The 24,280-nt window shown below is 66.3% G+C and carries 32 protein-coding genes and 3 tRNA genes; 21 read left to right on the forward strand and 14 right to left on the reverse strand.

Going from position 1 to position 24,280, the window contains the following annotated elements; genetic code table 11:
- Positions 1-22: 22 nt before the first annotated feature.
- Positions 23-1,042 (reverse strand): helix-turn-helix transcriptional regulator, encoded by a 1,020-nt coding sequence (locus BEMPMBAN_RS22285; protein ID WP_159233446.1) that lies wholly within the window; start codon positions 1,040-1,042, stop codon positions 23-25.
- A 189-nt stretch (positions 1,043-1,231) separates the two neighbouring features.
- Here BEMPMBAN_RS22285 and urtA point away from each other — a divergent pair, with 189 nt between their 5' ends.
- The 7 genes from urtA to BEMPMBAN_RS22320 are packed head-to-tail and all read left to right on the forward strand — an operon-like array spanning position 1,232 to position 7,534.
- Positions 1,232-2,497, forward strand: coding sequence for an urea ABC transporter substrate-binding protein (urtA, locus tag BEMPMBAN_RS22290; protein ID WP_159233447.1), 1,266 nt, complete (start codon positions 1,232-1,234; stop codon positions 2,495-2,497).
- Between the two features lie 4 nt (positions 2,498-2,501).
- On the forward strand, positions 2,502-3,203 hold the full coding sequence (locus BEMPMBAN_RS22295) for an urease subunit beta (RefSeq protein ID WP_159233448.1): 702 nt from the start codon (positions 2,502-2,504) through the stop codon (positions 3,201-3,203).
- The gene (gene ureC, locus BEMPMBAN_RS22300; protein WP_159233449.1) at positions 3,203-4,918 is read left to right on the forward strand and encodes an urease subunit alpha; all 1,716 of its coding nucleotides are present in this window, start codon (positions 3,203-3,205) and stop codon (positions 4,916-4,918) included. The genes BEMPMBAN_RS22295 and ureC overlap by 1 nt, the downstream gene beginning before the upstream one ends.
- A gap of 13 nt (positions 4,919-4,931) precedes the next feature.
- The gene (gene ureG, locus BEMPMBAN_RS22305; RefSeq protein WP_159233450.1) at positions 4,932-5,552 is read left to right on the forward strand and encodes an urease accessory protein UreG; all 621 of its coding nucleotides are present in this window, start codon (positions 4,932-4,934) and stop codon (positions 5,550-5,552) included.
- A complete protein-coding gene (locus BEMPMBAN_RS22310) occupies positions 5,549-6,367 on the forward strand; it encodes an urease accessory protein UreD (protein ID WP_159233451.1) in 819 nt (272 codons plus the stop codon). Before ureG ends, BEMPMBAN_RS22310 begins: the two co-directional genes overlap by 4 nt.
- Complete coding sequence (locus tag BEMPMBAN_RS22315) at positions 6,364-6,855, forward strand: urease accessory protein UreE (protein ID WP_159233452.1); 492 nt, start codon at positions 6,364-6,366, stop codon at positions 6,853-6,855. The genes BEMPMBAN_RS22310 and BEMPMBAN_RS22315 overlap by 4 nt, the downstream gene beginning before the upstream one ends.
- Positions 6,836-7,534 carry an urease accessory protein UreF gene (locus tag BEMPMBAN_RS22320; protein WP_159233453.1) on the forward strand — a complete coding sequence of 233 codons (699 nt, stop codon included), beginning with the start codon at positions 6,836-6,838 and terminating at the stop codon, positions 7,532-7,534. Before BEMPMBAN_RS22315 ends, BEMPMBAN_RS22320 begins: the two co-directional genes overlap by 20 nt.
- A 21-nt stretch (positions 7,535-7,555) precedes the next feature.
- Here the strand turns inward: BEMPMBAN_RS22320 and BEMPMBAN_RS22325 are convergent, their stop codons facing one another.
- The gene (locus tag BEMPMBAN_RS22325) at positions 7,556-7,978 is read right to left on the reverse strand and encodes a Rid family hydrolase (protein WP_159233454.1); all 423 of its coding nucleotides are present in this window, start codon (positions 7,976-7,978) and stop codon (positions 7,556-7,558) included.
- A gap of 93 nt (positions 7,979-8,071) precedes the next feature.
- Between BEMPMBAN_RS22325 and BEMPMBAN_RS22330 the strand changes: the two genes are divergently transcribed.
- Complete coding sequence (locus BEMPMBAN_RS22330) at positions 8,072-8,563, forward strand: MarR family winged helix-turn-helix transcriptional regulator (protein ID WP_159233455.1); 492 nt, start codon at positions 8,072-8,074, stop codon at positions 8,561-8,563.
- Between the two features lie 47 nt (positions 8,564-8,610).
- Positions 8,611-9,783 carry a pyridoxal phosphate-dependent aminotransferase gene (locus BEMPMBAN_RS22335; RefSeq protein WP_159233456.1) on the forward strand — a complete coding sequence of 391 codons (1,173 nt, stop codon included), beginning with the start codon at positions 8,611-8,613 and terminating at the stop codon, positions 9,781-9,783.
- 3 nt (positions 9,784-9,786) lie between these two features.
- Here BEMPMBAN_RS22335 and BEMPMBAN_RS22340 read toward each other — a convergent pair whose 3' ends face one another.
- The 3 genes from BEMPMBAN_RS22340 to BEMPMBAN_RS22350 are packed head-to-tail and all read right to left on the reverse strand — an operon-like array spanning position 9,787 to position 11,803.
- Positions 9,787-10,230, reverse strand: coding sequence for an SRPBCC family protein (locus tag BEMPMBAN_RS22340; protein WP_159233457.1), 444 nt, complete (start codon positions 10,228-10,230; stop codon positions 9,787-9,789).
- A 59-nt stretch (positions 10,231-10,289) separates the two neighbouring features.
- Entirely contained in the window at positions 10,290-11,366 is a 1,077-nt protein-coding gene (locus BEMPMBAN_RS22345) for a CaiB/BaiF CoA transferase family protein (RefSeq protein WP_159233458.1), read from the reverse strand.
- The gene (locus BEMPMBAN_RS22350) at positions 11,363-11,803 is read right to left on the reverse strand and encodes an SRPBCC family protein (protein WP_159233459.1); all 441 of its coding nucleotides are present in this window, start codon (positions 11,801-11,803) and stop codon (positions 11,363-11,365) included. Before BEMPMBAN_RS22350 ends, BEMPMBAN_RS22345 begins: the two co-directional genes overlap by 4 nt.
- Before the next feature lie 142 nt (positions 11,804-11,945).
- On the opposite strand from BEMPMBAN_RS22350, the gene BEMPMBAN_RS22355 reads away from it, so the two are divergent.
- Positions 11,946-12,095 carry a hypothetical protein gene (locus BEMPMBAN_RS22355; protein WP_200846084.1) on the forward strand — a complete coding sequence of 50 codons (150 nt, stop codon included), beginning with the start codon at positions 11,946-11,948 and terminating at the stop codon, positions 12,093-12,095.
- Between the two features lie 80 nt (positions 12,096-12,175).
- Here BEMPMBAN_RS22355 and BEMPMBAN_RS22360 read toward each other — a convergent pair whose 3' ends face one another.
- From BEMPMBAN_RS22360 to BEMPMBAN_RS22400, 9 genes are all read right to left on the reverse strand, one after another.
- Complete coding sequence (locus tag BEMPMBAN_RS22360; protein ID WP_159233460.1) at positions 12,176-13,591, reverse strand: hypothetical protein; 1,416 nt, start codon at positions 13,589-13,591, stop codon at positions 12,176-12,178.
- Positions 13,592-14,155: 564 nt separating this feature from the next.
- The gene (locus BEMPMBAN_RS22365) at positions 14,156-15,718 is read right to left on the reverse strand and encodes a phytoene desaturase family protein (RefSeq protein WP_159233461.1); all 1,563 of its coding nucleotides are present in this window, start codon (positions 15,716-15,718) and stop codon (positions 14,156-14,158) included.
- Between the two features lie 120 nt (positions 15,719-15,838).
- Complete coding sequence (locus BEMPMBAN_RS22370; RefSeq protein WP_159233462.1) at positions 15,839-16,444, reverse strand: TetR/AcrR family transcriptional regulator; 606 nt, start codon at positions 16,442-16,444, stop codon at positions 15,839-15,841.
- 29 nt (positions 16,445-16,473) lie between these two features.
- The gene (locus BEMPMBAN_RS22375) at positions 16,474-17,103 is read right to left on the reverse strand and encodes a TetR/AcrR family transcriptional regulator (RefSeq protein ID WP_159233463.1); all 630 of its coding nucleotides are present in this window, start codon (positions 17,101-17,103) and stop codon (positions 16,474-16,476) included.
- A 21-nt stretch (positions 17,104-17,124) separates the two neighbouring features.
- Positions 17,125-17,691 carry a chorismate mutase gene (locus BEMPMBAN_RS22380; RefSeq protein ID WP_159233464.1) on the reverse strand — a complete coding sequence of 189 codons (567 nt, stop codon included), beginning with the start codon at positions 17,689-17,691 and terminating at the stop codon, positions 17,125-17,127.
- Positions 17,691-17,767 (reverse strand) — tRNA-Phe (locus BEMPMBAN_RS22385). The genes BEMPMBAN_RS22380 and BEMPMBAN_RS22385 overlap by 1 nt, the downstream gene beginning before the upstream one ends.
- Positions 17,768-17,809: 42 nt before the next feature.
- Positions 17,810-17,886 (reverse strand) — tRNA-Asp (locus BEMPMBAN_RS22390).
- Positions 17,887-17,923: 37 nt separating this feature from the next.
- A tRNA-Glu gene (locus BEMPMBAN_RS22395) sits at positions 17,924-17,996 on the reverse strand.
- A gap of 168 nt (positions 17,997-18,164) precedes the next feature.
- Positions 18,165-18,443: a helix-turn-helix transcriptional regulator gene (locus BEMPMBAN_RS22400; protein ID WP_159233465.1), complete on the reverse strand. Its 279-nt coding sequence runs from the start codon at positions 18,441-18,443 to the stop codon at positions 18,165-18,167.
- Positions 18,444-18,570: 127 nt separating this feature from the next.
- Between BEMPMBAN_RS22400 and BEMPMBAN_RS22405 the strand changes: the two genes are divergently transcribed.
- The 11 genes from BEMPMBAN_RS22405 (at position 18,571) to BEMPMBAN_RS22455 (ending at position 24,180) form a co-directional block, all read left to right on the forward strand.
- Complete coding sequence (locus BEMPMBAN_RS22405) at positions 18,571-18,768, forward strand: helix-turn-helix domain-containing protein (RefSeq protein ID WP_159233466.1); 198 nt, start codon at positions 18,571-18,573, stop codon at positions 18,766-18,768.
- Positions 18,765-18,995 (forward strand): cyclin family protein, encoded by a 231-nt coding sequence (locus BEMPMBAN_RS22410; protein WP_159233467.1) that lies wholly within the window; start codon positions 18,765-18,767, stop codon positions 18,993-18,995. The genes BEMPMBAN_RS22405 and BEMPMBAN_RS22410 overlap by 4 nt, the downstream gene beginning before the upstream one ends.
- The gene (locus tag BEMPMBAN_RS22415) at positions 18,992-19,786 is read left to right on the forward strand and encodes a phage antirepressor (RefSeq protein WP_159233468.1); all 795 of its coding nucleotides are present in this window, start codon (positions 18,992-18,994) and stop codon (positions 19,784-19,786) included. Before BEMPMBAN_RS22410 ends, BEMPMBAN_RS22415 begins: the two co-directional genes overlap by 4 nt.
- Positions 19,783-20,022, forward strand: a complete 240-nt coding sequence (locus BEMPMBAN_RS22420) for a hypothetical protein (protein ID WP_159233469.1) — start codon at positions 19,783-19,785, stop codon at positions 20,020-20,022. The genes BEMPMBAN_RS22415 and BEMPMBAN_RS22420 overlap by 4 nt, the downstream gene beginning before the upstream one ends.
- Entirely contained in the window at positions 20,019-20,282 is a 264-nt protein-coding gene (locus tag BEMPMBAN_RS22425; RefSeq protein ID WP_159233470.1) for a hypothetical protein, read from the forward strand. Before BEMPMBAN_RS22420 ends, BEMPMBAN_RS22425 begins: the two co-directional genes overlap by 4 nt.
- Positions 20,279-20,464 carry a hypothetical protein gene (locus BEMPMBAN_RS22430; protein ID WP_159233471.1) on the forward strand — a complete coding sequence of 62 codons (186 nt, stop codon included), beginning with the start codon at positions 20,279-20,281 and terminating at the stop codon, positions 20,462-20,464. The genes BEMPMBAN_RS22425 and BEMPMBAN_RS22430 overlap by 4 nt, the downstream gene beginning before the upstream one ends.
- A gap of 586 nt (positions 20,465-21,050) precedes the next feature.
- On the forward strand, positions 21,051-21,422 hold the full coding sequence (locus BEMPMBAN_RS22435; protein ID WP_159233472.1) for a hypothetical protein: 372 nt from the start codon (positions 21,051-21,053) through the stop codon (positions 21,420-21,422).
- A gap of 231 nt (positions 21,423-21,653) precedes the next feature.
- Positions 21,654-22,745: a PE-PPE domain-containing protein gene (locus BEMPMBAN_RS22440; RefSeq protein ID WP_159233473.1), complete on the forward strand. Its 1,092-nt coding sequence runs from the start codon at positions 21,654-21,656 to the stop codon at positions 22,743-22,745.
- On the forward strand, positions 22,742-23,029 hold the full coding sequence (locus BEMPMBAN_RS22445; RefSeq protein WP_159233474.1) for a hypothetical protein: 288 nt from the start codon (positions 22,742-22,744) through the stop codon (positions 23,027-23,029). Before BEMPMBAN_RS22440 ends, BEMPMBAN_RS22445 begins: the two co-directional genes overlap by 4 nt.
- A 163-nt stretch (positions 23,030-23,192) precedes the next feature.
- Positions 23,193-23,663, forward strand: coding sequence for a hypothetical protein (locus BEMPMBAN_RS22450; RefSeq protein ID WP_159233475.1), 471 nt, complete (start codon positions 23,193-23,195; stop codon positions 23,661-23,663).
- A gap of 238 nt (positions 23,664-23,901) precedes the next feature.
- Positions 23,902-24,180 (forward strand): hypothetical protein, encoded by a 279-nt coding sequence (locus BEMPMBAN_RS22455; RefSeq protein ID WP_159233476.1) that lies wholly within the window; start codon positions 23,902-23,904, stop codon positions 24,178-24,180.
- Positions 24,181-24,280 lie beyond the last annotated feature (100 nt).

Below are 24,280 nucleotides of genomic sequence, written 5' to 3' on the forward strand. Positions count from 1 at the left end.
GGAGAATTGGATTTCGGGTCGCTCAGGCGAGCTCGCGAGCCACGCTGGCCGCATTCAGGTCGGCCAGGATGCGCCCCGACACCAGGCCCCAGGACATCGCCAGCGACACACACGACGCCCGGTTGCTTGCACCGAGTTTGACGATCGCGTTCTCCACATGGTGACCAGCAGTGCGGGCACTGATGAACAGCCGTCCGGCGATCTGGTTGTTGGTCAGGCCGAACGCGGCCAACGTCAGGGCGTCGAGTTCGCGTGGCGTGATCCCGAAGGGCAGCTCCGCCCTACTGATCAGGATCACTCCACTGAGGCTGTCGTTGCGATACCGCGGCGAGGTCGCGATGTGCCGGGTATGCAGCCAGGACGAGCCGTCGTGCCACCGGGTCGCTTCCGGCCGCAGGTGCACGCCGAGCGATTGGGTGGCCATCGCCATGTCCGACACGAGTCGGAGGTCCAGTGGATGCTCGAACGCATCCCCGCGTCGCAGCAGGTGCGTTCGTCCGGACCCGTCCACCGCCCAGGCCTGGGCGTCGGGCGAGAGGAGTTCGGCAACCATGCGTGGCCGCATCGAGAAATCGAGGTGATCGGCCATCTGCCGGCGCAACGTGTTGATCTCACGGACGTCGTCGTCGCTCGGGTAGCGCGGGTCGTCGCAGTTGACGTGGATCGTGCCGGCATAGCTGCCGTCGGCGGTCACCAGACGCGCGGACAGCCCTTCGTCGAATCCTGCGGGGGTGAAGACCGAGGTCACCGAATAGGTGCTGCGGTAGTCGGGGAAATCGCGCCAGCGCAGCGCGCCGAGGTCGCGGCTGCACATCGACTCGAACAGCGGGTCGTGGTCGATGAACCAGGTGTTGAGGTGGGCGATCACCTCATCGGGATAGTCGTGGTTGGCGACTGCGACGTGGCTGCGGGCAATCGGGTCCCACAGGCAGATCGCCGAAGCCGAAGACGCGGCGCGCGACCCGAGCGCATCGAGCATCTCGTGCGCGCGCGTCTCGATACTGGCGGTGCTGCCCAGCACGTCGCCGTAGGTGCCTGCCATCTGGCACATCATCGACAGCCCACGTTTCGGCTGTGTTTCGCCGTCGGGACGGACACGCAAACACCGGCGGCAAATGGGAGATTCATCCCATAGTCACCCGAACCATGCGGTTCCTACGCTGACGACACCACGAACGACGGCACAGCGCGGTGCCCGAGCTGACGGCACGAATCAGAAGGCGTACCTCACATGTTTGGTTCATCGAAAAGTTCCTCCGGCCCGTTCCGCCGCACTCTCGCGCTGGCGACAGCGGCGACGCTGCTGGCCGCCGGCTGCGGCAGCAGAGCGGGTGACGACACCGCCTACGCCTCTCAGGAAGGCTGCGCCGATACCTCGGGCGAAACCGTCAAGGTCGGCGCGATCAACTCGCTGTCCGGTGGCTTGGCCGTCAGCGAGTCCGTGATCCGCGACGCGATCGTGCTGGCCGTCGAGCAGGTGAACGCCTCCGGGGGCGTCCTGGGAAAGCAGCTCGACCTGATCGGTGAGGACGGCGCATCGGAGCCGACCGTGTTCGCCGAGAAGGCACAGAAACTTGTGCAATCCGACTGTGTCGCTGTGGTATTCGGCGGTTATACCTCTGCGAGCCGCAAGGCGATGCTGCCGGTGTTCGAGGACGCCAACGCGCTGCTCTACTACGGCCAGCAGTACGAGGGGTTGGAGAGCTCCCCCAACATCTTCTACACCGGCGCCACCACCAACCAGCAGATCATCCCCTCGTTGGATTACCTCAAGCAGCAGGGCGTGCAGTCGCTGTACCTGGTCGGCAGCGACTACGTCTTCCCCAGGACGTCCAACGCGATCGTCAAGGCGTACGCGGAGGCCAACGGCATCGAGATCAAGGGCGAGGACTACACGCCGCTCGGCAGCACCGATTTCTCGACCATCGTCAACAAGATCCGCACCGCCGATGCCGACGCGGTGTTCAACGTGGTGGTCGGCGACTCGTTGGTGGCGTTCTTCCGCGAGTACCGCGCCGCCGGGCTTACTGCGGACGCCATGCCTGTGATGTCCATGTGCGTCGGGGAGGAGGAGGTCCGCAGCATCGGCCCCGACACACTCGTCGGCCAATTGTCGTCGTGGAACTACTACCAGACCCTCGACACGCCACAGAACACGCAGTTCGTCGCCGACTTCAAGGCGAGGTTCGGCGCCGATCGGGTGACCTCTGACCCGATGGAATCGGCGTACACGGCAGTCATGCTGTGGAAGGCGAACGTCGAGAAGGCGAACTCGTTCGGGGTCGCCGACATTCAGGCGACCGCCGACGGTGTCACGCTCGATGCACCCGAGGGCACCGTGACCATCGACGCCGAGAACCATCACGTCACCAAGACCGCGCGGATCGGCCGTGTCGCCGACGACGGGCTGATCTACCAGATCTGGGCGTCCCCAGCACCGATCGAGCCCGACCCCTATCTGGACGGGTACCCGTGGGCCGAGGGAATCACGGGCTGACACCATGCATCTGACGCCCAAAGACGAGGACCGACTGCTCTTGTTCCTGGCAGCCGAACTCGCACGCAAGCACCGTTCCGCAGGTCTGGCGCTCAGCTACGCCGAGGCGCGCGCGTTGATCGCCGACGAGGTCGTCGAGGCCGCTCGCGCCGGTGCGACGGTCGCCGAGGCTGCCGCCTACGGAGCGACAGTGTTGACCGACGACGACGTGATGGCCGGCGTGTCGACGCTTCTGGGCTCGGTTCAGGTCGAGGCGTTCTTCGAAGACGGCCAGAAGCTGGTGACCGTGCACGAGGCGATTGGTCCCGGCGCCGGGGCTGCGGAGCCCGGGGTGACGCCGGGCGAGATCCTGCCCTGCGAGGGCGAACTCGAGCTCAACTCGGGCCGCCCTGGGACCACCCTGACCGTGGAGAACACCGGAGACCGCCCCATCCAGGTCGGATCGCACTTCCACTTCTTCGAGGTCAACCGGGCCCTGCGTTTCGACCGGACGGCCGCCTTCGGCATGCGGCTGGACATCCCGTCCGGGACGGCGGTCCGATTTGAACCCGGTGAAGCGCAGGCGGTCTCGATCACGAGCTACGGCGGTGAGCGCACGGTGATCGGCCAGAACGACGTCACCAACGCCGTGACGACGGGTGCGGCGCCGACCGACCTCATGGACCGGATGCATGCAGCGGGATTCCTAGACTCGAGCAGGCCCTGATGGCGCACCGTATCTCCCGCAGGCACTACGCGGAACTGTACGGCCCCACCACCGGGGATCGGGTCCGGCTGGCCGACACCGAACTTCTCGCCAGGGTCGAGCACGACGCGACTGTCTACGGCGACGAGTCGGTGTTCGGCGGAGGCAAGACCATGCGCGAGGGCATGGCGGTGCACGGAGATCTCACCAACGCCGCCGGAGCGTTGGACTTCGTCATCACGAACGTCCTCGTCATCGATGCTGTCTTGGGAATTCGTAAGGCCGACATCGGAATACGGGATGGCCGCATCGCCGCGGTCGGCAAGTCCGGGAACCCACGCACGATGGACGGTGTGCATCCGGACCTGGTCATCGGCGCCGGAACCGACATCCGCGCCGGCGAGGGCATGATCGCCACGGCCGGCGCCATCGACGTGCACGTGCACTTCGACAGCGCCGGCCTCGTCGAAGAGGCCATCTCCAGCGGGGTCACCACGATGATCGGCGGCGGTCTGGGTCCCGTCACCGTGGGCATCACCTCCTCGGGTCCGAACAACCTCGCGCGGATGCTGCGCGCCGCCGAAGGATTCCCGATGAACTTCGGGTTCATCGGAAACGGCAGCGCGTCGAGCACCCCCCCGTTGATCGAGCAGGGTCTCGCGGGAGCGATCGGCTTCAAGATCCACGAAGACTGGGGCGCCACCCCCGCGGCCATCCGCGCATCGCTGGACGCCGGCGATGAACTCGACCTGCAGGTGCAGATCCATACCGACACCCTCAACGAGTCCGGGTTCTTCGAAGACACGATGGCCGCGATCGGCGGCAGGCCGATCCACACCTACCACGCCGAGGGCGCGGGCGGTGGCCACGCCCCCGACATCATGCGTGTGGTCGGCGAACCGTACTGTCTGCCCTCATCGACCAACCCGACAAACCCTTACACGCTCAACACCTTCGACGAACACCTCGACATGGTGATGGTCTGCCACCACCTCAACCCCCGGATCCCCGAGGACGTCGCGTTCGCCGAGTCGAGGATCCGGCGCGAAACCATCGCCGCCGAGGACGTCCTGCACGACCTGGGTGCGATCTCGGCGATGGGGTCGGATTCGCAGGGCATGGGCAGAATCGGCGAAACCGTCGCGCGGACGTGGCAACTTGCGTCACACATGCGCGCTACTCGGGGTGTGTTGCCCGCCGACGAGGGCACCGGATCCGACAACGCCCGCATCCTGCGTTACGTCGCCAAACTCACGATCAACCCGGCGAGGCTCTTCGGGATCGACCATGAGGTCGGATCTCTGGAGCCGGGCAAGCTGGCCGACATCGTGCTGTGGGAGCCGAAGTTCTTCGGCATCCGGCCCGAAGTGGTGTTCAAGGGCGGATTCCCGGCGTGGTCGGTGATGGGTGAGGCAAACGCCTCGCTGATGACGTGCGAACCACTGCGGTACCGCCCGCAATGGGCGGCATTCGGTCGCACCCCCGCCGATGTGTCGGTCAACTTCGTTGCGGGCGCGGCCGTCGACGCCGGGTTGGGCGAGCGACTCGGTTTGGACACCCGGTTGGTGGCCTGCCGTGGCGCGCGGGCATTGACCAAAGCCGACTTGCTGCACAACGACTACCTGCCGGACATCACGATCGAACCTGATACCTATCGCGTCACCGTCGACGGCGAACTCTGCGTGAGTACACCGATGACCAGCGTGCCGCTCGGCCGGCGCTACACGCTCAAATAACCAGGAGGACAACGTGGCTGATGTAGTGCGCATCGGTATCGGAGGCCCGGTCGGTTCCGGAAAGACCCGGCTGGTGGAAACCCTGGTGCCGCACCTGTCCTGCGCCGGGTTCAGCGTCGCGGTGATCACCAACGATCTGGTCACCGACGAGGACGCACAGCGCGTCCGGCGCAGCGGTGTCATCGACCCCGAGCGGGTGTTGGCCGTGGAGACCGGCGCCTGCCCGCATACCGCGATCCGGGAGGACCCCTCGGCCAACCTCGCCGCCGCCGATCTCCTGAGCCGTCGGTTCACCGACCTCGACGTGATCCTGATCGAATCGGGTGGCGACAATCTGGCCGCCACCTTCACCTCGGATCTGGTCGACTACTGGATCTTCGTCATCGACACCGCCGCGGGCGACGACATCCCCCGCAAGAAGGGGATCGGTCTGCTCCAAGCAGATCTGTTGGTGGTCAACAAGATCGACCTCGCGCCGCTCGTCGGCGCCGACCTGGACGTGATGCGCCGCGACTGTACGGTGGCCCGCCCCACCAAGCCGACCGTGTTCACCGACCTGCGGTCGGGGTTCGGGTTGACCGAACTCACCGCGCAACTGCTCGAGAGAGCCATGCTCACAACGAGCAACCGGTGACCGCCCCGGCCATCAGCCCCGGCGAGCTCGGTATCGATGTGGTCGCCGACACGACGGGGCGCACCCGGACGGCGTCGCTGCGCCAGCGCTACCCGCAGCGCGTCACCATGGCGATGCATTCCGACCCCGAGCATCCCGGGGCGGCCTCACTGTGTGTGCAGAGCCCCAGCGGCGGCGCCTTCTCCGATGACGAACTGCACACCTCGGTGCGGTGCCACCCGGGCACCCACCTGCACCTGACCACCCAGGCCGCGACCCAGGTGTTCGCCGGTGACGGCCCAGGTGCTCGGCACCGACTCGCCTTCACCGTGCATGCCGGAGCCGTCTTGGAGTACTACCCCGGAACTGTGATCCCGCATGCGGATTCCAGCTTCCTTCAACGGCTCGACGTCGATGTCGAACCCGGCGGCACCTATCTTGGTTGGGAGGCTGTGGCGGCGGGCCGGATCGCCCACGGAGAACGGTTCGGGTATGTCTGCTACGACAGCGCCATCGTCGTCCGCGTCGCCGGCCATGCTGTGGCCCGGGACCGTCAGGTACTCCGCCCGCGCGTCGGCAAGTGCCCGACCGAGGACGACTACCTGGCGACGTTCGTCGCGGTGACCCCCGGCCGGGTCGTCGACCCCCTGCTGGAACGCGTGCGGCTGATCCTCGACAACCTTGACCGCTGCTCCGGTGGTGCTGGACGGCTGCCCGGCGCGGCCGGGTTGTTCGTCCGTCTGACGGCGGGGTCCGCGCCGGACCTGCACCGCACTCGGGGGTACCTGTTCGATGCGGCGCGCACCGAGGTGCTGACGCGAGCAGGTGCGACGTGAAGGCCGACCACATCGTTGGTGACATCGCCGACGTCACCTTCACCGGGCGCCGGCGTCACCACGTCGACATCGGCTGGGGAGACGCCGCCAAACATCGTCAGGTCGTCACCACCGACACCGGCCGTGTCGTGTACGTCGCCCTCCCGCGTGGCACCTTTTTGCGCGCCGGCGCGGTGATCGCCGACGACGGCAACGAGGTCGTGGTGGTCCGGCGGCCGGCCGAGGAGGCGGTCACCGTGCGGTTCGCAGACAACCTCGGTGCGGTCGGCGCCCGCCGGATGCTGCTGCTGGGCTACCTCCTCGGAAACCAACACGCCCCCGTCGACGTCAGCGAGGATCGCGTGGCCGCGCCGCTGTTCACCAGCAGGCAAGCTGCGGAGGATGTGCTGGCGGAACTGGGTGTGATCGGTGAGGTCGCAATGATTGCGCTGGCGAGCGACGGATGGTCACGAACGTCTTCGGATTCACATGTCGGCCATCACCACTGAGCCAGAAGTCGCGCTCCTGCTGTGGATGCAGCTGCAGGACAGCGCCTTTCCTGCTGGCCGGATGGTCCATAGTCAGGGGCTCGAACAGTGGCTGGCTGAGCGCCCCGAGGCAGGCGACGACGAGATCGCGGCGGTGGTCACCGAATTCCTGACGCACTGTTATGCGCCGCTGGACGCCACGGTCACCGCGGCGGCGTGGCGAGCGGCCCCGCATCATGACTCGCTGTGCCAACTCGACGATCTTCTGGCCACATACAAACTGTTCGACAACGCCCGCACCGCATCGGAATCCGCGGGACGGCAACTGGCTGCCGCGGCACGGCACACCGGGATCGTGGGGCAAAGCCGATACCTGGATGTCGTCGTCGAAGGAACGACACCCGGCCACTGCGCGGTGGTCGAGGGAGCGCTGCAGGCCGCGCTCGGAATTCCGGTTCACCACGCGGTGCTCGGGTCGATCCGATCGGTGATGGCGTCGATGCTGAGCGCGACGGTCCGGCTCGGCCGGCTCGGGCCACTGAGCAGCCAACGGATCCAGGCGGGCCGCGCGTCCCTGGTGGCCGATCTCGCGCACGACGCCTGCCGCCGCGCCATCGATGATCTGTGGAGCGTCTCTCCCGCGCTGGAGATCAGCGGGATGCGCCACGAAACCCGCACGTCTCGGCTGTTCGCCACATAGCTGTGCGCCGCGGGCGTTCGATCAGTCGTCCCGCCCGACGATCGCGCTGACCTTGATCTCGACCCGCATCTTCGGTGCGCCCAACGCGGCGACACCGATCTGTGTCCAGATCGGAGAGCGGTCCCCCATCCGCTTGCGGAACTGTTCGACCATGACGCGATTGTGTGCGTCACCGATCGTGTCATCCTCGGCCGGGATGTGGAACGAGTCCACCGTCACGACATCACGCCAGCCCGCACCCGCCGTCGCCAAGGTGCGCTCGACGTTGTCGAATGCTCGTACGATCTCCTCTTCAAGGGAGTCCGGGAACGTGATGTCATCGTCCCAGCCTCCCTGCCCGGAGATCTCGACTCGGTTCCCGACTCGCAGCGCTTGACTGTAATGCAGTAATTCGTAGAGCTTTTCGCCGTATCCCGGCGTTATGGAGAGCTCGACCTCGGACATTCCCGATCCCCTTCGTTTTACTTCATGCGTGAAGTCAACCTAACACGCGTTGACTTCACGCGTAAAGTCACGGTGTGGGGATAGGGTGCCGACATGGCTCGAGCCAAGAAGCAAGACGCTGCTCCAGCAGATGATTCGTTGTGGCTGTCCGCGACGGAGAAAGAGGCGTGGACGGGGTTGGTCTCCCTGATCCTGCTGATGCCCGGCCGGCTCGAGGCGCCTCTGCGCAAGGTCGACCTGACTCTGTTCGAATACTTGACGTTGAGCCATATTTCAGAGGCCGAGGGCCGCCAGCTCCGGATGAGTGAACTGGCGTACCTGACCAACGGGTCGCTGTCACGGTTGTCGAACGTGGTCAAACGTTTCGAACAGCGCGACTGGGTGGTGCGCTTCCCCGACCCCACCGACGGGCGCTACACCATCGCCGCACTCACCGATGTGGGGTATCGCCTCGTCGTCGATGCCGCACCGATCCACGTGCAGGCAGTACGCGATTTTGTGCTTGACCCACTCAGCGCCACCGACCAGCAGGCACTGGCGCGCATCGCGGCCAAGCTGAAGATCAGGCCCTCAGACCTGACATAGCGGTCGTCGAGCTCTGCGGCCGGCGGCACCGCTAGGCTTCGAACCTGATGACGGTTCACAGGCTGGCGCCCTATACGGTGACGATCTTCGCCGAGATGTCGGCGCTGGCGGCGCGGATCGGAGCCGTCAACCTCGGGCAGGGTTTCCCCGACGAGGATGGCCCGCCGGCGATGCTCGAGGCCGCGCAACGAGCGATCGCCGAAGGCGTCAACCAGTACCCGCCCGGCCTGGGCATCCCCGCACTCCGGCAGGCCATCGCCGATCAGCGCCGTCGTCGTTACGGCACCGAGTACGACCCGAACACCGAGGTTCTGGTGACCGTCGGCGCCACCGAGGCCATCGCCGCGTCGGTACTGGGACTCGTCGAACCCGGTTCCGAAGTCCTGCTGGTCGAGCCGTTCTACGACTCGTACTCCCCCGTGATCGCGATGGCCGGCTGTCATCGGCGCGCGGTCCCGATGCGGCCCGCCGGTCGGGGCTTCGCCATCGACATCGACGGTCTGCGCGCCGCCGTGACGGCGAAGACCAAGGCGATCATCGTCAACTCACCACACAATCCGACCGGCATGGTCGCCTCCGACGACGAGTTGCGGGCGCTGGCCGAGCTCGCCGTCTCCGCCGACCTGCTGGTGATCGCCGACGAGGTATACGAGCACCTCGTTTTCGACAACAGGCGCCATCTGCCGCTGGCCGGCTACCCGGGTATGGCCGAGCGCACCATCACCATTTCAAGTGCGGCCAAGATGTTCAACGTCACCGGCTGGAAGATCGGGTGGGCCTGCGGACCGGCCGAACTCATCGCCGGGGTGCGGGCGGCCAAGCAGTACCTCAGCTACGTCGGCGGCGCCCCGTTCCAGCCAGCGGTGGCGCAGGCGCTCGCCACCGAGGACGCGTGGGTGGATGCGCTGCGCGATTCCCTGCAGGCGCGACGCGACAGGCTTGGGGATGCCCTCGCGGACATCGGTTTCGACGTCCATGACAGCGTCGGGACGTACTTCCTGTGCGCCGACCCGCGGCCGCTCGGATACGAGGACAGCACCGGGTTCTGCGCGGAACTGCCGGAGCGGGTGGGGGTGGCCGCCATCCCGATGTCCGCGTTCTGCGATCCCGCTTCCCAGCACGCCGATCAGTGGAATCACCTGGTGCGCTTCGCCTTCTGTAAACGCGACGACACCCTTGACGAAGCGATCCGGAGACTGCAGACGCTGCGGCGCCGCTGAGTGCTACTGGGCCGTCGGCCGCATCACCCGTTCGCGGAGGTTCTCCAGCGCGACGTCGAGAACCATCTGCCTGGCCCGCCGGACCAGGAAATTCGGGTACGGCGCGGCCAGGTCGAGGATCAGGTCGAACCGCACCCGGGTCTTGTCCTCGCCGACCGGCACCAGGTTGTACTCGCCGTGCTGACCCCGTTGCTGGAACGTCTCCGCCGCATCCCAGACCACCCAGTCGTCGCCCCAGTGGTACTCGAGGATCTCCCGGTCGGAGATCCCCATGATCTTGACCGTCGCCCTGACGTGGTGGGGACGCCCGTCGGGATAGCGGTCGAGCACCTCGGCGTCCTTGTGCAGCGACGACCACGAAGCCACCGCGTCGATGTCGGCCAACGCATCCAGAATCGCCGCAGGCGGGGCTTCGATCACGACTTCACTGGAAGCGCGTACCGCCATACTGGCAAATCCTAGTCAGGTGATCGGCCATGCGCAGAGGATTCCGCAGCTAACCTCGGTCACCATCCGATCCGGTCGACGGGGGTGGCGCCACTCGGCGGCGCGGCGACCGGGTTCGGTGGGGTACGCGAGAACCGCGGCGCCGGCGCGGCCTGGTCTGCGCCGTGCCGGGTGACGATGGTCTCGCGGGCGCGCAGGTGTTCGCTGTGTGCGGCTTCGGTCCAGTTGAGGACCGGGGTGACACAGGCATCGGTCCCGGCGAAGATCTCGGCCCACTCGTCTCGGGTCTTGGTGGCGAACCGTTCGGCGAACAGCCTCTGCATGTCGGGGAAGGCCGAGCGGTCCATCTGCGACGGCAGGGCCTCGGCTGCCAGACCGAGGCCCGTGAGAAGCCGCGCATAGAACTGCGGCTCGATCGCGCCAACGGCCATGTAGCCGCCGTCGGCGGTCTCGTAGGTGCGATAGAACGGCGCCCCGCCGTCGAGTAGGAAGGACTCTCGCTCGTCTTTGAGCGTGCCGGTCGACTTCATCGTCCACGCCATCTGCGCCAGCACACTGACGCCGTCGACCATGGCCGCGTCGATCACTTGGCCCTTTCCGGACTGCGCACGTTCGTACAGCGCGGCGATGATGCCCACCAACGCCAGCATCGACCCGCCTCCGAAGTCGGCTACCAGATTCAGCGGTGCCACCGGCGGCCTGTCGCGGTAGCCGATCGCCGCTAGCACCCCCGTCTGTGACAGGTAGTTGATGTCGTGACCTGCGGACATCGCCAGCGGACCGTGCTGACCCCACCCGGTGATCCGGGCGAAGACCAACCGCGGGTTGACGGCCTCACAGTCCTGCGGCCCGATGCCGAGGCGCTCGCAGGTACCGGGCCGGAAGCCGTCGATCAACACATCGGCCTTGGCCACCAGCGCGAGCAGCGCCTCATGGTCCGCCTTCAGGTCCAGGTCGATCACCCGCTTACCGCGATGCATCAGGTCGACGTCCTCGGGCGGCATCTGCAGGCCGCCGGGACGGCGCACCCGGACCACGTCGGCGCCCAGATCGGCCAGCACCATCGCGGCATGCGGGCCCGGGCCGATACCACCGAGTTCGACGACCCTGACCCCGGCGAGGGGCCCAGCCCTCACCCCTTGACGACCTTGAGCACCTGCTTGCGCAGGCCCTCGGTGGCGGTCTCGACGCCGCCCTTCATCGTGCGCTTGAGAATGAAGCCGGGCATCGGCACGGACAGGTCGATCGCGATGTCGAATTTCACCCGGGTCTTGTCGCCCTCCGGGGTCAGCGTGTAGCCGGCGTCCTGGGCCTTGAGCTGGCCGGCCGACACCAGCGTCCAGGTGACTTTGTCGGCCGCCCAGGTGTATTCGATCACCTGCTCGTCGGTCAGTCCGGCTGCCTTGACGGTCATCTTGACCCGCTTGGGCCTGCCGTTGTCGTAGCTCTCGAGGACCTCCGCCTTCTGGTACTGCGGCGACCAGGTCGGTGTCGCCTCCACGTCGGCGATCACGTCGAGGATCTGCTCGGGTGTTGCTTCGATCACGACTTCGCGGGAGTCCTTGGTTGCCATGGCGCGAACGATAGACCACGCGGCAACTCGTTCGGATCGAGATGAGGGGACCGGCCCGCGCGGCAGGATTCCCGCCGACTGGATGGCGCAACGACAGGCCCGCGGCTGAGTCAACAGGGCGCCCGCGGGGTAATACTCACCGGTGAACAAAGACAAGCCGAATACCACCGAGTCGGACGCGGGCTCGGGCGAGGCCGACGACGATGTGCTCAGCGATCCGTCCAAGGGCGCTGAGGAAGGTGCCGACTGGTCCGACGAGGGTGGTGCCACCCCCAGCGGGCCGGCGACCTGACCGTCAGGCGGGCCGCTTAAGTCACCCACCTGAGCAGCGTTCGGCCCCCTCATCAGAGGGGGCCGAACGGTGCGCCTTGTCTAGTCGGAGTCGCCCGAGTCGGAACCGGAGTCCGAGTCGGAACCGGAGTCGGAGTCGCCCGAGCCGGAGTCGGTATCGGAGCTAGCTGAGTCGGAGCTCGCATTGCCGGAGTCGCCGCCTTCGGCCCCGCTACTGCGCTTATCGCCGGTGTCGTCACCGCCGGAGCCATCTTCGGAGGCGTCGACCTCGTCGGCGAGGCTCTCCTCCAACGCGGATGAGTCCCCGGTCCCGTCGGTCTCCTCGGACGCCGAAGCCTCCTCAACACCGTCGGACTCTTCAGCCAGACCGTCCTGCGACCCGGAAACATCGTCGGCGTCCACGGCTTCGGCCTCGTCGGCGACCTCTCGCTTATCGGCTGCCGGCTGCTCGGTCGAGGCCTCGGACGCATCGCCGGTCTCCTCGGTCACCGAGGCGTCGACGGCGTCCACGGCGCCCGAATCTCCGTCGGCGCTCTCCGACGCGGTGTCTGCGTCAGATGCTTGCTCGCCTTCGGTGTCCGCGCTGGCCAAGACCGCCGGAGGCGTGTCCGTCGGGCCGGTGGTCACCGACTCCGAGCTCGCCTCCTCCGGGGTGATCGCGTCCGCGATTGCCCTCGGCAAGGTCACGACGAGGGCATGAACGAGTCCGTCTTCGGAGAACAGGCCGGGGAATTCGGTTCCGGCCAGATTGGTGTAGCCGTTGAGCACCGCGCCGGTGAGAGCGGCGGGAATGTTGATGATCGCGTTGAACGCTGCGCCGAGGTCGCCGTCACCCAGCGAATCGAACGTCTCCTGCAGGCTGTCGCCGAACGCGTTGACCGGCGCCAACACCGTTCCGAGCGCTCCCAGGGCAATGGGCAGCACCGTGGCCGCGTCAGTCACGGCGTTGACGACGTTTGCGAAGTTCTGCGCCATTGTGCCCGGGACGTCCAGTACCCCGCTTTCCAGCACAGGGAACGCCGCGCTCAGCAACGGCGCCAGGAACACTGCCTGCGTTGCGGTCTCGATGGCACCAGCGATGTTGCCCGAGGCCAGCTCTTCGGCGGCAGTCTGGAGCTGGGCTCCCAGCCCGAACGGATTATCCGGGGAGATGTACTCGATCAAACCGTTGATGGCGCCAGCACCCGCCGAGACGACGGACTCACCGTAGCCGATCTGATTCAGGATGAACTGGCGGAGAACGGGTGCTGGGTCGGAAAGCGCCTCTTCGCCCAGCGCGGCCACGTTGCTGTAGGCGGATGTGACGACCTCCGCCCAGGCCGTGATGGGGTTCACCGTGGTGGCGAGTTGCAGCTCAGCGGTTGACACGGTGACGGCGGATTGCGTGTTCACGCCTGGAGGACCGAGCGGTGCCGCCACCATCGGCGACACGGCTATGACACTCGCGCCCGCCAGTGCGACACCCGAGGTGAGGTAGGACTTCGCAGCACGGTTCATCTTGTCTCCTTTACGTGAACGTGATTTGTGCCACAGCGTAATTTACTCCCGAGTAAGGCGCTTTTGTGGGCGCTTTGGAAATATGCGATCGAGGCTATGCATTCGCACAAATGCCTGATCACCGTAGTTGCGATGCGTACCTAATTTGCTGAATAGCGAGCGTTGTGGATGTTATTGCGTCGCGTGGGCAAAATTCATTTTCGGTTGACCCGACTCCGCATTCCGGCAATTGCCGGAGCTCACCCGTTACTTCGCTGAAACACCGCACGCACCGCCGTTTTCCCGCGCATGGCGTTGTTGGCAGCGTCCTCGACTTTGCCATTGACCAATGGCGCGGTCCTCGACGCCGGCGCAGGACGGCGCCGCGCCCCAGGGGCGGGCAAATACTTCTTGACGGCCCGGGTCGAGTTAGCCAGAGACGCTCCGCAGGCCTCCACGTCGTCCTGCGTCAGTCAACCGACGGAGCCGTCCCTCTCGAGAATTGTGGTAGCTGGACACTTCGGGATGGGCGCCCAGGAGCCCCGGCCGAAGAGTCCACGGACGGACCCGGCGGGGCCAACTCGGTCAACCGTGGTCGGCGAGCGCCTGCTGAGCAGCGTTGTAGCCCGGGATGAACGTGATGCCCGGCCCACCGTGGCAGCCGGCACTGCCCAGGTACAGCCCCTTGGTCGGGATCGGTTGGTCGCCATAGCCTTTCGGGCCGGGACGGTTGGGCCCCATCTGCTCGGGATGGATCAGCCCGTGGCAGTAATCTCCGCCCGGGGCGCCGAACATCGTGCCCATGTGTTTGGGGGTGAACGTGGTGTGGCGGGTGATGAGGCTCTCGAAGTCAGGGGCCAGTCGGGTGATCTTCTCGATCACCCGACGACCCATCTCGGCCTTCATGTCCCCGTAACTCGATTCGCTCTGCTCGATCGGGAACCACAGCGAGAACGCTGAGGCCGCGTGCTTACCGGGCGGCGCCAGACCGGGATCGTTCGCCGACGGGATCTGCAGCGCGATGGCGGGATCGGCGGGAACGATCCCGCGGCCCGAATCCTCCCATTGCCGCTGCAACTCCTCGGGCGTGCTGAATATCCCGATGGCCGACTGGTAGTCGGGGTCGTTGAGCACCTGGTACGGCTCGGCGAACGTCGGCGGTCCGTCCAGCGCGAAGTGCATCTGCAGGTAACTCCCGCGGTGATCGATGTGCGAGAACCGTTCTCGGATGTCCGCCGGCACCGCACCGGGGTCGATCAGGCCGTTGACAGTGAGGTCCGGTGCGACCGCGGAGACGACTATTGCGGCGTTCACCGTCGAGCCGTCGTCCAGCCGCACACCGCCGACGCGGCCGTCGCTGACGAGGATCTCGTCGACCTTGCTGCGCAGGCGCAACTCGCCGCCAGCGGCGGTGAACAACTGCAGCAGGTGCTCGGTGACAGCCCCCATGCCGCCACGGAACTTCTTGATCAACGTCGCGTTCTCGTCGGGCACCGCCAGCCCGAAAGCCAGTGCGGCGGCGCTGCCGGGGGTGGCGGGGCCCCGGTAGGTGGTGTTGACCGCCAAGAAAGCCAGCATCCCACGCAACGCGCCGTGTTTCTCCCGGTCCGGTAGGTACCGGTCCAGCACGTCGCTGACCGAGCCGAACAGCATGTCGTTGATCGCTTGCCGTTCGAATTCGTTTGTCGCACAGGCATACATCTCGTCCAGCGTCTTCGGCGGCTGCGCCGCGTCGAACCGGCCGAGCGCTCTGGTCGGAGCCTGGCACCAGGCCATCAGGCCGGCCATCCCGTTGACGGCCTCGGCCCCGTGCACCTCGTTGAGGTGCGTCAGCAGCTTCATCGGGTCGGTGTAGTAGATGACGGGGTCGTCGCCGACACCGCGAAGTTGCACCGACATGACGTCGAGGTCCACGGTGGGCAGCTCGTCCAACCCGAGCGCCGCGCTGACGACCGCGGACGTGGGCACCTGCACCGAGCCGGCGATCTCGAACCGGAAGCCGTCGAACAGCTCGACAGTGGAGGCCATGCCGCCCGGGTAGAGCTTGGCGTCCAGACACAGGGTCCGCAGCCCCGCCTGCTGCATGAGGGCCGCGGCAGTGAGGCCGTTGTGTCCGGCGCCCACGACGATGGCATCGAAGTCCGTCATCGCCCGAGGCTGACACGCACCCTCAGGTTTTGTCAATATTGACGAAACTTTTCCCCGCCGGAACGGTATTCCAGCAGCGAAAAATTGCGTGCGCGCCTGCTGGAATACCGTTCCGGCGGGTCAGAGCGGATCCTCGATGCCCGTCCGCAGCAGTTGCAGGGCGTGTCGGCACAACCGGTCCAACTCGGGCAGCGAGCGGTCCTCGCCGAGCATCCACACCTCCATCGCCCCGAACACTGCGGCCGCGATGCACCGAGCGGTGACGGTGACCCGCATCCGGTCGTCACTCCCCGGCGCGGCCGGGTCGGGTCCGGCCAGGTGCGCCTCGACAGCCTCCGCGAAGTCCGCCTCGACCTGGCGCAGATGCCGCACGATCCGGCCCGGGTCCAGTTCCTGGGCGCGCATCGAGGCGATCTTCGTGACCGCCCAGTCGTCGTACGGCGACGCCATGATCGCCGACTGCACCGACTCGATGATCGACTCGTCCGGCGAGCGCGCTGCCAACGCGGCACGGAACCAGTGCAGCCCGGCGTCATAGTCGGCGAACAACAGGTCATGTTTGGAGGCGAAGTGCCGGTAGAAGGTCCGCAGCGAGACCCCCGCATCGGCGGCGATCTGTTCGGCTGAGGTGTCCTCGACCCCCTGGGCCAGGAACCTCACCACCGCCGCCCGCCTGAGCGCTTCCCGGGTGCGCTCGCTGCGCGCAGTCTGAGCAGGGCGGACCATGCCCGTAAAGTACCGCTACCGCTGAGGGATCAGGCGCGGTTGGGGATCAGCAGCGAGATCGACGCGTCGACCGCCTCGTCGGTGACATCGCCCATCCGGCCGCCCTCCTCAACGGTGATCGCCGTCAATTCACGCAGGCCACCGAGCAGCATGATGATCCGCCGCCGGGATACCGGACCCACGCCCGCCGCCCGGAATTCGTCGGTGGCCCCCAGAGTGCCCACCATGTCGATGAAGCTCTCCATCGCGTCCCGCTGCAGACCCCGCGCCGCGGCGCCCAGCGCCGGGACGTCGCGTATCCAGCTCAACATCAGTGCCGACCGCTCCTCCCCCGAGGAGATCCACGCCTCGATGGCCTGTCGGACCTGCTTCTGCCAGGGCGCGCTGGGATCGACCGCGTCCGAGATCTGTCTGATCTGATCGATGTTGGCGTCGGACAGCAACGCGACGAAACAGGCTTCCCGGCTGTCGAAATGCTCGTAGAACGTGCGCCGGGAGGTTCTGGCGCGGCGGACGATCTCGGCCACCGTCGTCTTGGCATAGCCGACCTCGGCGATCGAGGCCTCCAGCGCATCGAGCAACCGCTGCCTGAAATCGCTTCTGTCCGCGTCGGTGTCCCTGCGCGCTACGCCCAAACCGGTGGTGTCCGTCTGTTTCATGTCACCGACATGATTTCACGCTCAGCGGCAGTAGTGGCGGGTGGCGAAGTCGATGGCCTGCCGGTAGACCGGATCCAGCGACCGGGCCTCGGTCACCGCCGTTTTCGCCGCGTCGAGATCGGCCGGGCACGTCGACGAGTGCAACACCGCCCACTCGGCTGCCATCTCGGTGACCATCGTCCGGTTGAGCCCGTCGATGGTGGCCCGCGAGGACGCCAGATCCGGAGCCTGCACGGGCGCCGAGGCGGGATCGAACTTCCATTGGGCGAGCCGGGTGTACTCGATGGCGACGGTGGCGTCGATCTGATCCCGGAAGGCGGACGTGACGTACGCCGGATCGATCTGGCGGTCTGTCGCGTCGGCGGCCACGGAATCGAGGACCTGCTGTTCCCGCGCCGGATCCTCGATGAGCCCGCCGGTCAGCAGTTTGGAGGCGGCCACCGGCTCGGCGACCTGCAGTCGTTGCGCGGCGGCGTCCACAAGCGGAACCAACGGGTTCTCGGGTTGGCCGTGGGCAACAGGGACGACGAGCAATGCCAGAGCGGCGGTGGCGCAGAACGTGGCTGCGCGCAAACCCGGGTTGATCATGGTGGCCAGGGCCGGGATCGAACCGGCGACCTTCCGCTTTTCAGGCGGACGCTCGTACCAACTGAGCTACCTGGCCGGACGGCCCGACCACTTCGTCCAACGAAGCGCCTCGCCGCAATGGCGACCCTGACGGGACTCGAACCCGCGACCTCCGCCGTGACAGGGCGGCGCGCTAACCAACTGCGCCACAGGGCCTTGCTTGTGCAGCTTCCGTCTGAACGGTCGCCGCGTGTACCCCCTACGGGATTCGAACCCGCGCTACCGCCTTGAAAGGGCGGCGTCCTAGGCCGCTAGACGAAGGGGGCCGGCCGAATCTCTTCGGGGTACTCACAACAACACATCGTTGGGAGCTTCGATAGCTTAGGGTACCGACACCCAAATCCTCAAACGAGCAGCCCGCCGCTATCCTTTGCAGAGCCGGTTTCACATCCACCGGCACGCCCCTATAGCTCAGTTGGTAGAGCTACGGACTTTTAATCCCTATTCCCAGGGTTCGGTCCATTCCCTGGTCCGTCGCCAACTTTGCCAGTGGAGATCCAGCTGGCGGGAACCCCGCACGCGAGCGCCCAGGCGTTGATCGTGATGCGGCGGGGCTGGACCCGACCCTTCTCGGCGTTACCCACGGTGTTGCGGGACACGCCGATCAGCTCGGCCAACTGGTCCTGTTCGAGGCCAGCGTGTTCCCGAGCGATACGTAGACGATGGCGGACCTCGATCTGAGGCACGCTCCCTGACTCATATGCGGTGGTCATAGGCAACACATTAAGCACAACTGTGCACACCACGCAACCGCTGCGATATGTCTCATACGCAAACAGTTGTGCAACACGCGGTTGTTTGGCTCTTGCACAAGTGTTCCTCTGCGTCTAACTTGTGCATATGCCCAAGACCACCCCACCGACTTCGGTCGCCGCGATCGTAACTGAGCACGGCATCGCCAAGCGCACCGTCATCGCCGCCATCGAGCGAGGCGACCTCAAGGCCGAAAAACTCCCCGGCCGGACCGGCGCCTACGTCATCCAGCACCGCGACGTCGAGAAGTGGATCGCCAAGCGTGAAGCGAAGGCATCGGTATGACCGCTACCGAGACCTGGACTCTCCAGGCTGTCGACTACCGGGGCGGCGTCGTCGGCCAGTTGGACATCAAGGCCGAGTGCACAGACGGCCGGAGCGGGATCATCACGATGACGCGCTGGCCGAGCGTCGGCTGGCGAGCGCCACTCCACCTGAACTTGCCGCCGAAGATGGAGCAGGCCGTCCAGCGGGTCGCTCGTGAAGCGGTAGAGCTGGGGATGGTCGCATGACCGCCGTCGATCTCCAGCTGTTCAAATTCGAGCACCAGCCCGTGCGCGTCGTGTTGGTCGACGGTGACCCGTGGTTTGTCGCCCGCGACGTCTGCACCGCGATCGGCCTGACGAACCTCTCAATGGCGCTGTCTCGTATCGATGACGACGAGAAGGGGGTCAGTCAGATTGACACCCCCGGTGGCCAGCAGCAAATGGCCACGATTGCGGAGTCGGGCCTCTACTCGCTGGTGCTGCGCTCAGACAAGAAGGAGGCGGCGAGGTTCCGCCGCTGGGTGACGCACAAGGTGCTGCCCGAGATCCGTCGCACTGGCAGTTACAGCGAGATGCCTGCGGCCCCGGTGCAGCTCCCGTCGAAGAAGGAACTGGCGCAGTGGGTCGTCGAGGCTGAGGAACGCGCCGAGCTCGCCGAAGCCCGGGCCCGCGAGTTGGAGCCGCCAGCTGCTGCGTGGAACGAGTTGGCCGACGCGGCCGGTGACTACTCGGTCGCTGACGCGGCGAAGGTGTTGTGCCGGGATCCGAAGATCAGCATCGGTGAGCGGCGTCTGTTCGACGCGATGCACGGTATGCACTGGATTTATCGGCCGCGTGGTGGTCGTTGGCGCGCCTATCAGGATCAGTTGGATAGCGGCCGCCTGGTTGAGAAGGTCGGTAAGCCGTATTACCACGCTGGCCGCGATGAGGTGGTGGCCGCTGATCCTGTCGTGCGGGTCACGCCGAAGGGGTTGGCGGCTTTGCATCAGAAGCTCGGTGGCAGTGGGCAGCTGGAGTTGATGGCGGTCGTGTCATGACGATCATCGATCCGGTTCAGAAGTTGCGCGCTTTGGAGCGGCTGCTGGATTCGTCGTTGCGGGAGTTCCGCGAGGCGTATGACGGGCAGCCGTTTCCGCCGTCGACGAAGAACGTCGATTTTTTGGATGGTCAGACGGATGCGTTGGCGTTGGCGTTGGCGTGTCTGCGGGAGTCGTCGGCGCCGGAGGAGTTGCGGGCTGCTGGTGAGCGCCTGGCGGCGCGGGTGGCGTCGTGACGGCCCCGGTGTTCCGCAGCCTCGAGCAGCTTTCCGGTGTGCGTTCGGGTGTTGAGGCGGTGTTGTCGGCGGCTGACAGCGTGGCGGGTGAGTTGGATCGGCTGCGCGTTGAGAACGCGTTGTTGCGTCGCCAGGTTCGGCAGTTGACGGCGAAAGCTGCTGACGCTGCGGCGTTGTGCGCGACGTACAGCGACGAGATCCGGGTGTTGAGCGCGGAGCTGGAGTCGTATCGTTCCGGCGTTCCGAGGAGGTCGTCATGAACTGGTTGCTCATCAACACGGTGATGCTCATCCTGTCGTGTCTGATGGCCGGTCGGGCGTATTCACACCGCCGGTTCGCTTGGATGGGTATCTGGGTCGGATTCGCTGTCATGTGGGCGATCTGGCTCGCGATGCGCGTGTTCTCGCTGGTCGTCCGGTGGGAAGTGGTGGTGTACCAGTGATCGCCATCGCTGTCCCTGCCGTGTTCGCGGCCGCTGTGGTTGTCGGTTTGTGGTTGGTGCGTCGCAATAACGCGCCGTGGACTGATCCGCGTGTGGAGAGGTTCCGCCGATGAGCGTCTTGCCGCTGCCTCTGCGTTTGGCCGTGTGGGCGACTGATTCGATCGGCGGGTTCCTCGACGCTTTGATGCCGGCGAATCATATTGAGCCGTGCACGGATTGCGGTGTGTCGACGCGGCGGGGTGTGCAGCCGTGCACAACCTGCATGTACGCGGCGGCCGACGGGTTGGCGGATGCTGAGGCTGAGGTCGAGGTGTCCGAACCTCACGAGTGCGGCGTGGGGGATGCCGAATACTGGCAGGGTTCCGCGGGCGATCTTCACGTATGCCCCGTCTGCGGTACCTGCTGGAAGGCTGAATCTGCTGGCCCACTAGATATTCGGTGGGTCCGGCTCCATGATTCCGCGGGTGTGGCCGCGCCAACCGGGACGCCGGGACAAAGCAACGGGAACGCTCGTAGTGGCTCCGTTGGCCCACACCAAGACTCCGCAGCCAGCGCGGCCGCGGAACTGTCGCCCATCACATCCCCGGTGGGCGATACCGGCTCGGCCGTGGCGGACCTCCCCCCCGATTCCGTCACGGCCGAGTCTCCAAACCTGAAGTCCCCCGATCCCGCCGAGATGCCGTTGTGGCCTGACTGGCTGGTGATGATGCACGCCGCCAATTGTCTGGAGTGGCCGAAGCATGAGCAGTTGGTCGGCGCGCTACGCGCCCGCGCTATGCGCTCCCATCGCATCAAGAAGTCCACACCGCCAGCGGGAGTCACGCACAGCGATCTCATCGACGCGGCGCGGATATTGAGCACTCGGGCTGAATTCCAGACGGACAGTGCCGAGGAGTATCGGCTGCGCTCGCTCGCCAACCGGCTATTCGATGCCGGATCTGCTGATCCCAACCCATAAGCGACGGCCCCCCGCTGTCACGAGGGGCCGTCTATCGACAACGGAATCGATGAAAGGAATCCCGATGTCACACCGAATCATAATCCCGCCCTCTGCTAGGCCGGTGTGGACGCCGACCGATGCTGCGGCGCTCCGGCTGCGCGCCGATTTGGCGCGGACCGCCGAGCTGGAGCCGGTGGTGTTGGGCCGGTCGCCCCGCCTGGCTGAACTGATGGAAACGGAGCTCGGGCGATGATGGGCATCCGGCCCCGTGTGCTGCGGCGGCGTCTGCTGCTGGTCGGCATCGGTGGGATGCTCGCGGCCGGGTCGATCACTGCCGGGGTTGCGAAGGCCGATACCGTCCTCGCAGCCGAGGGCCTCATGCAGCGCCCCGGCAAGACGCAGACGGCGTTCGGTGGCGTGTTCTGCGAGCACCACACCTGCCAGTCGGTGAACAACCCGACCGGGCTGTTCACGGCGTTCACGAACGTGCCGAGGGGCGCGGCGATGGTCGCGGCCGCGGTGGGTGCGACTAAGGGGCCGGTCATGGTGATCGGGTGGAGCCTCGGAGCTGCATCTATCGAGCGGCAGCTACGAGAGTGGGCCGACAACCCCGAAAGCGCGCCGGCTGTTGACCGGGTGCGGGTGGTGACGTTCGGGGCGCCGGAGCCGACTGGCCGGGATCGTGACCGCGCCGCCGCTATCCCAGCCACCGCGCCGCGCTACGAACAACTCGACGTGGTCGCGCAGTACGACAAGATCGCCGACAAACCGGACCGTTGGGGCTGGTACTCGATGATCAACACGGCGTCGTCGCAGCACTTCTCGTACTTCGACGTCGACATTGATGACCCCCGCCACCTCGTCTATCGGGACGGGCAGACGACCCGCATGCTCATCGAGGCCGACGTGCTTCCCATGCTCAAGAAGTGGGACTGGCTGCTGTCCGATGAGCGGATGGCGGAGCTGGACGCAAAGTATCGGCCGCTGGTGGAGCGTGACTACGACCGGCCCGACTACGTGCCACAGGGTGCGGGTGCTGACTGGGGCAACGGTGTCGAGCCCGAGGCGTTGCGTGGGGAGGCCGAGTGGGACACGACGACGAGCGATGTCGAAACCCTGTCTGCCGAATCTGTCACCGAGACAGCACCCTCCAGCGGGTCGGGCGGCACAACCAGTGGCCGCGCCGCGGCGAGGTCGTCACACGCGACCCCGGACAGTACCGGGGACGACACCGGGCGCCCTGACACCACCGACCCGGGCGACAAACCGGGCCGCGACAAGAGCGGCGACGGCGGCGACGGCAGTGACGGCAGTGACGGCAGCGATGGGGGTGCGGAGTGACGCTCAACGTGAACGCCACACCGAACCGGCTGTGCATGACGGGCGACGTCACCGTCGGCACCCACTTCGGCCCGGTGCAGTCGGTGACACCTATCTGCATTGAGGGACAAGGGCATCGCCCACATGTAGATGTGCGGTTCGCCGGCGGGCTGCGGCTCGAGCTTGACCAGGCGGCCGTCGTGGAGTTGGCAAGACGCTTCCCGGAAGCGTTGGCGCGGCTTCCGTTCCTGCCGGATGTTCACGACGCGTGCCTCGACCAGGACGACGAGACGGGAGGTGCGTGATGGCGTTCCGGTTTGTGTCGCACAGGTTGGACGCTGCGTGCCCGGACTGCGGCTGCCCGCAGTGGCTGCACGGCGAGGTCGGCTGTTTGAAGAAGCGGCGCGGCTCGTCCCGGTCAGTGTTGTCGTCGTGTGATTGTCGCCGCACCGCAGAGGATTTCGCGGCATGACGGCGATGGTGGACTTGGATGCGGTGCTCGGTGAGGCGCAGGCGTTTGTGTCTTCGCAGGACGTTCACCGCGACACGTGGGAGCGGCAGCAGCGGGTGCGGCGGTTGACGGCGTGCGGCAGGTCGGCGGCGGAAATCGCTGAGGCGGTGGAGTTGTCGGATCGGCATGTGGTGCGTCTGCGGTCGAAGGCGTTGCCGGTGGAGCCGCCGCACCTGCCGGACCCGGAGTCGATCACGGCGGAGCGGGCGGCCGAGGTGGAGGGCCTGGCGCAGACCGCATTTGAGTGGGCGGGCATGTTGCGTGATGAGGATCCGGTCGTGGTCTACGAGGCGTTGCGCCGACTGACTCATCGACAGCTCGTCGAGTTTGCGATAGTGGCGCTCGCGATGGTTCCGTCGGACGCGACGATCACCGAAATATTTGGCTGGGTACTGGACTTGCCCGCAGCCAGGGGGGTTGACGGATGATGTCGAACCGCCGCAGCCTCGACGAACTGTTGGCCCGCGCTCGAGCGGAGCTGGCTGTGAACGAGACCATCACGGTATACGAGTTCATCGACGGGGGTGAACTCCCCGGGTTTGAGATTAGGCGTCCCGCGAATCCCTACCTGGGATTCGGGAAGTCATTCGTGAAGCTTTCGGCGTCCGTAGCCAGGATGGCGGCACAAATGGAAAACTTTGCCGATTCGCTACGGAAGTCGCTGTCATGAGCCGTAATCCGTTGGTGTTGCCCGCCGCTGTGCTGTTTTGCGCAGCGTGGTGGGCGGTGTGGTTCAGCCTGCCCGCGTTCGGGCTGTTGTTGGCGGCTTCGGCGGCGGCGTTCCTGGCCGGTGATGCGGTCGCGCACGTTCGCCAGGCACACGCCGAAGCCGCGGCCCTGCGGGAGGTCGACGACTGGGACACCCATGTGGCGTCGGCGATCGCGGTGATCCGGGAACGCAACCCGCATCGAGTTCGACCGGATCGTGGCCGCCCGCTTGGGTGATCTGCGCGGCCTGTGGCCCTCGGATTCGGGGGCACCGGAATGACCGCGCCCACGACTGCCCGTCACGGTGCGGTGTGTGTGTGCGTGAGGTGCTGCGACA

The organism is Mycolicibacterium austroafricanum, assembly GCF_902705885.1.
GTDB lineage: Bacteria > Actinomycetota > Actinomycetes > Mycobacteriales > Mycobacteriaceae > Mycobacterium > Mycobacterium vanbaalenii_A.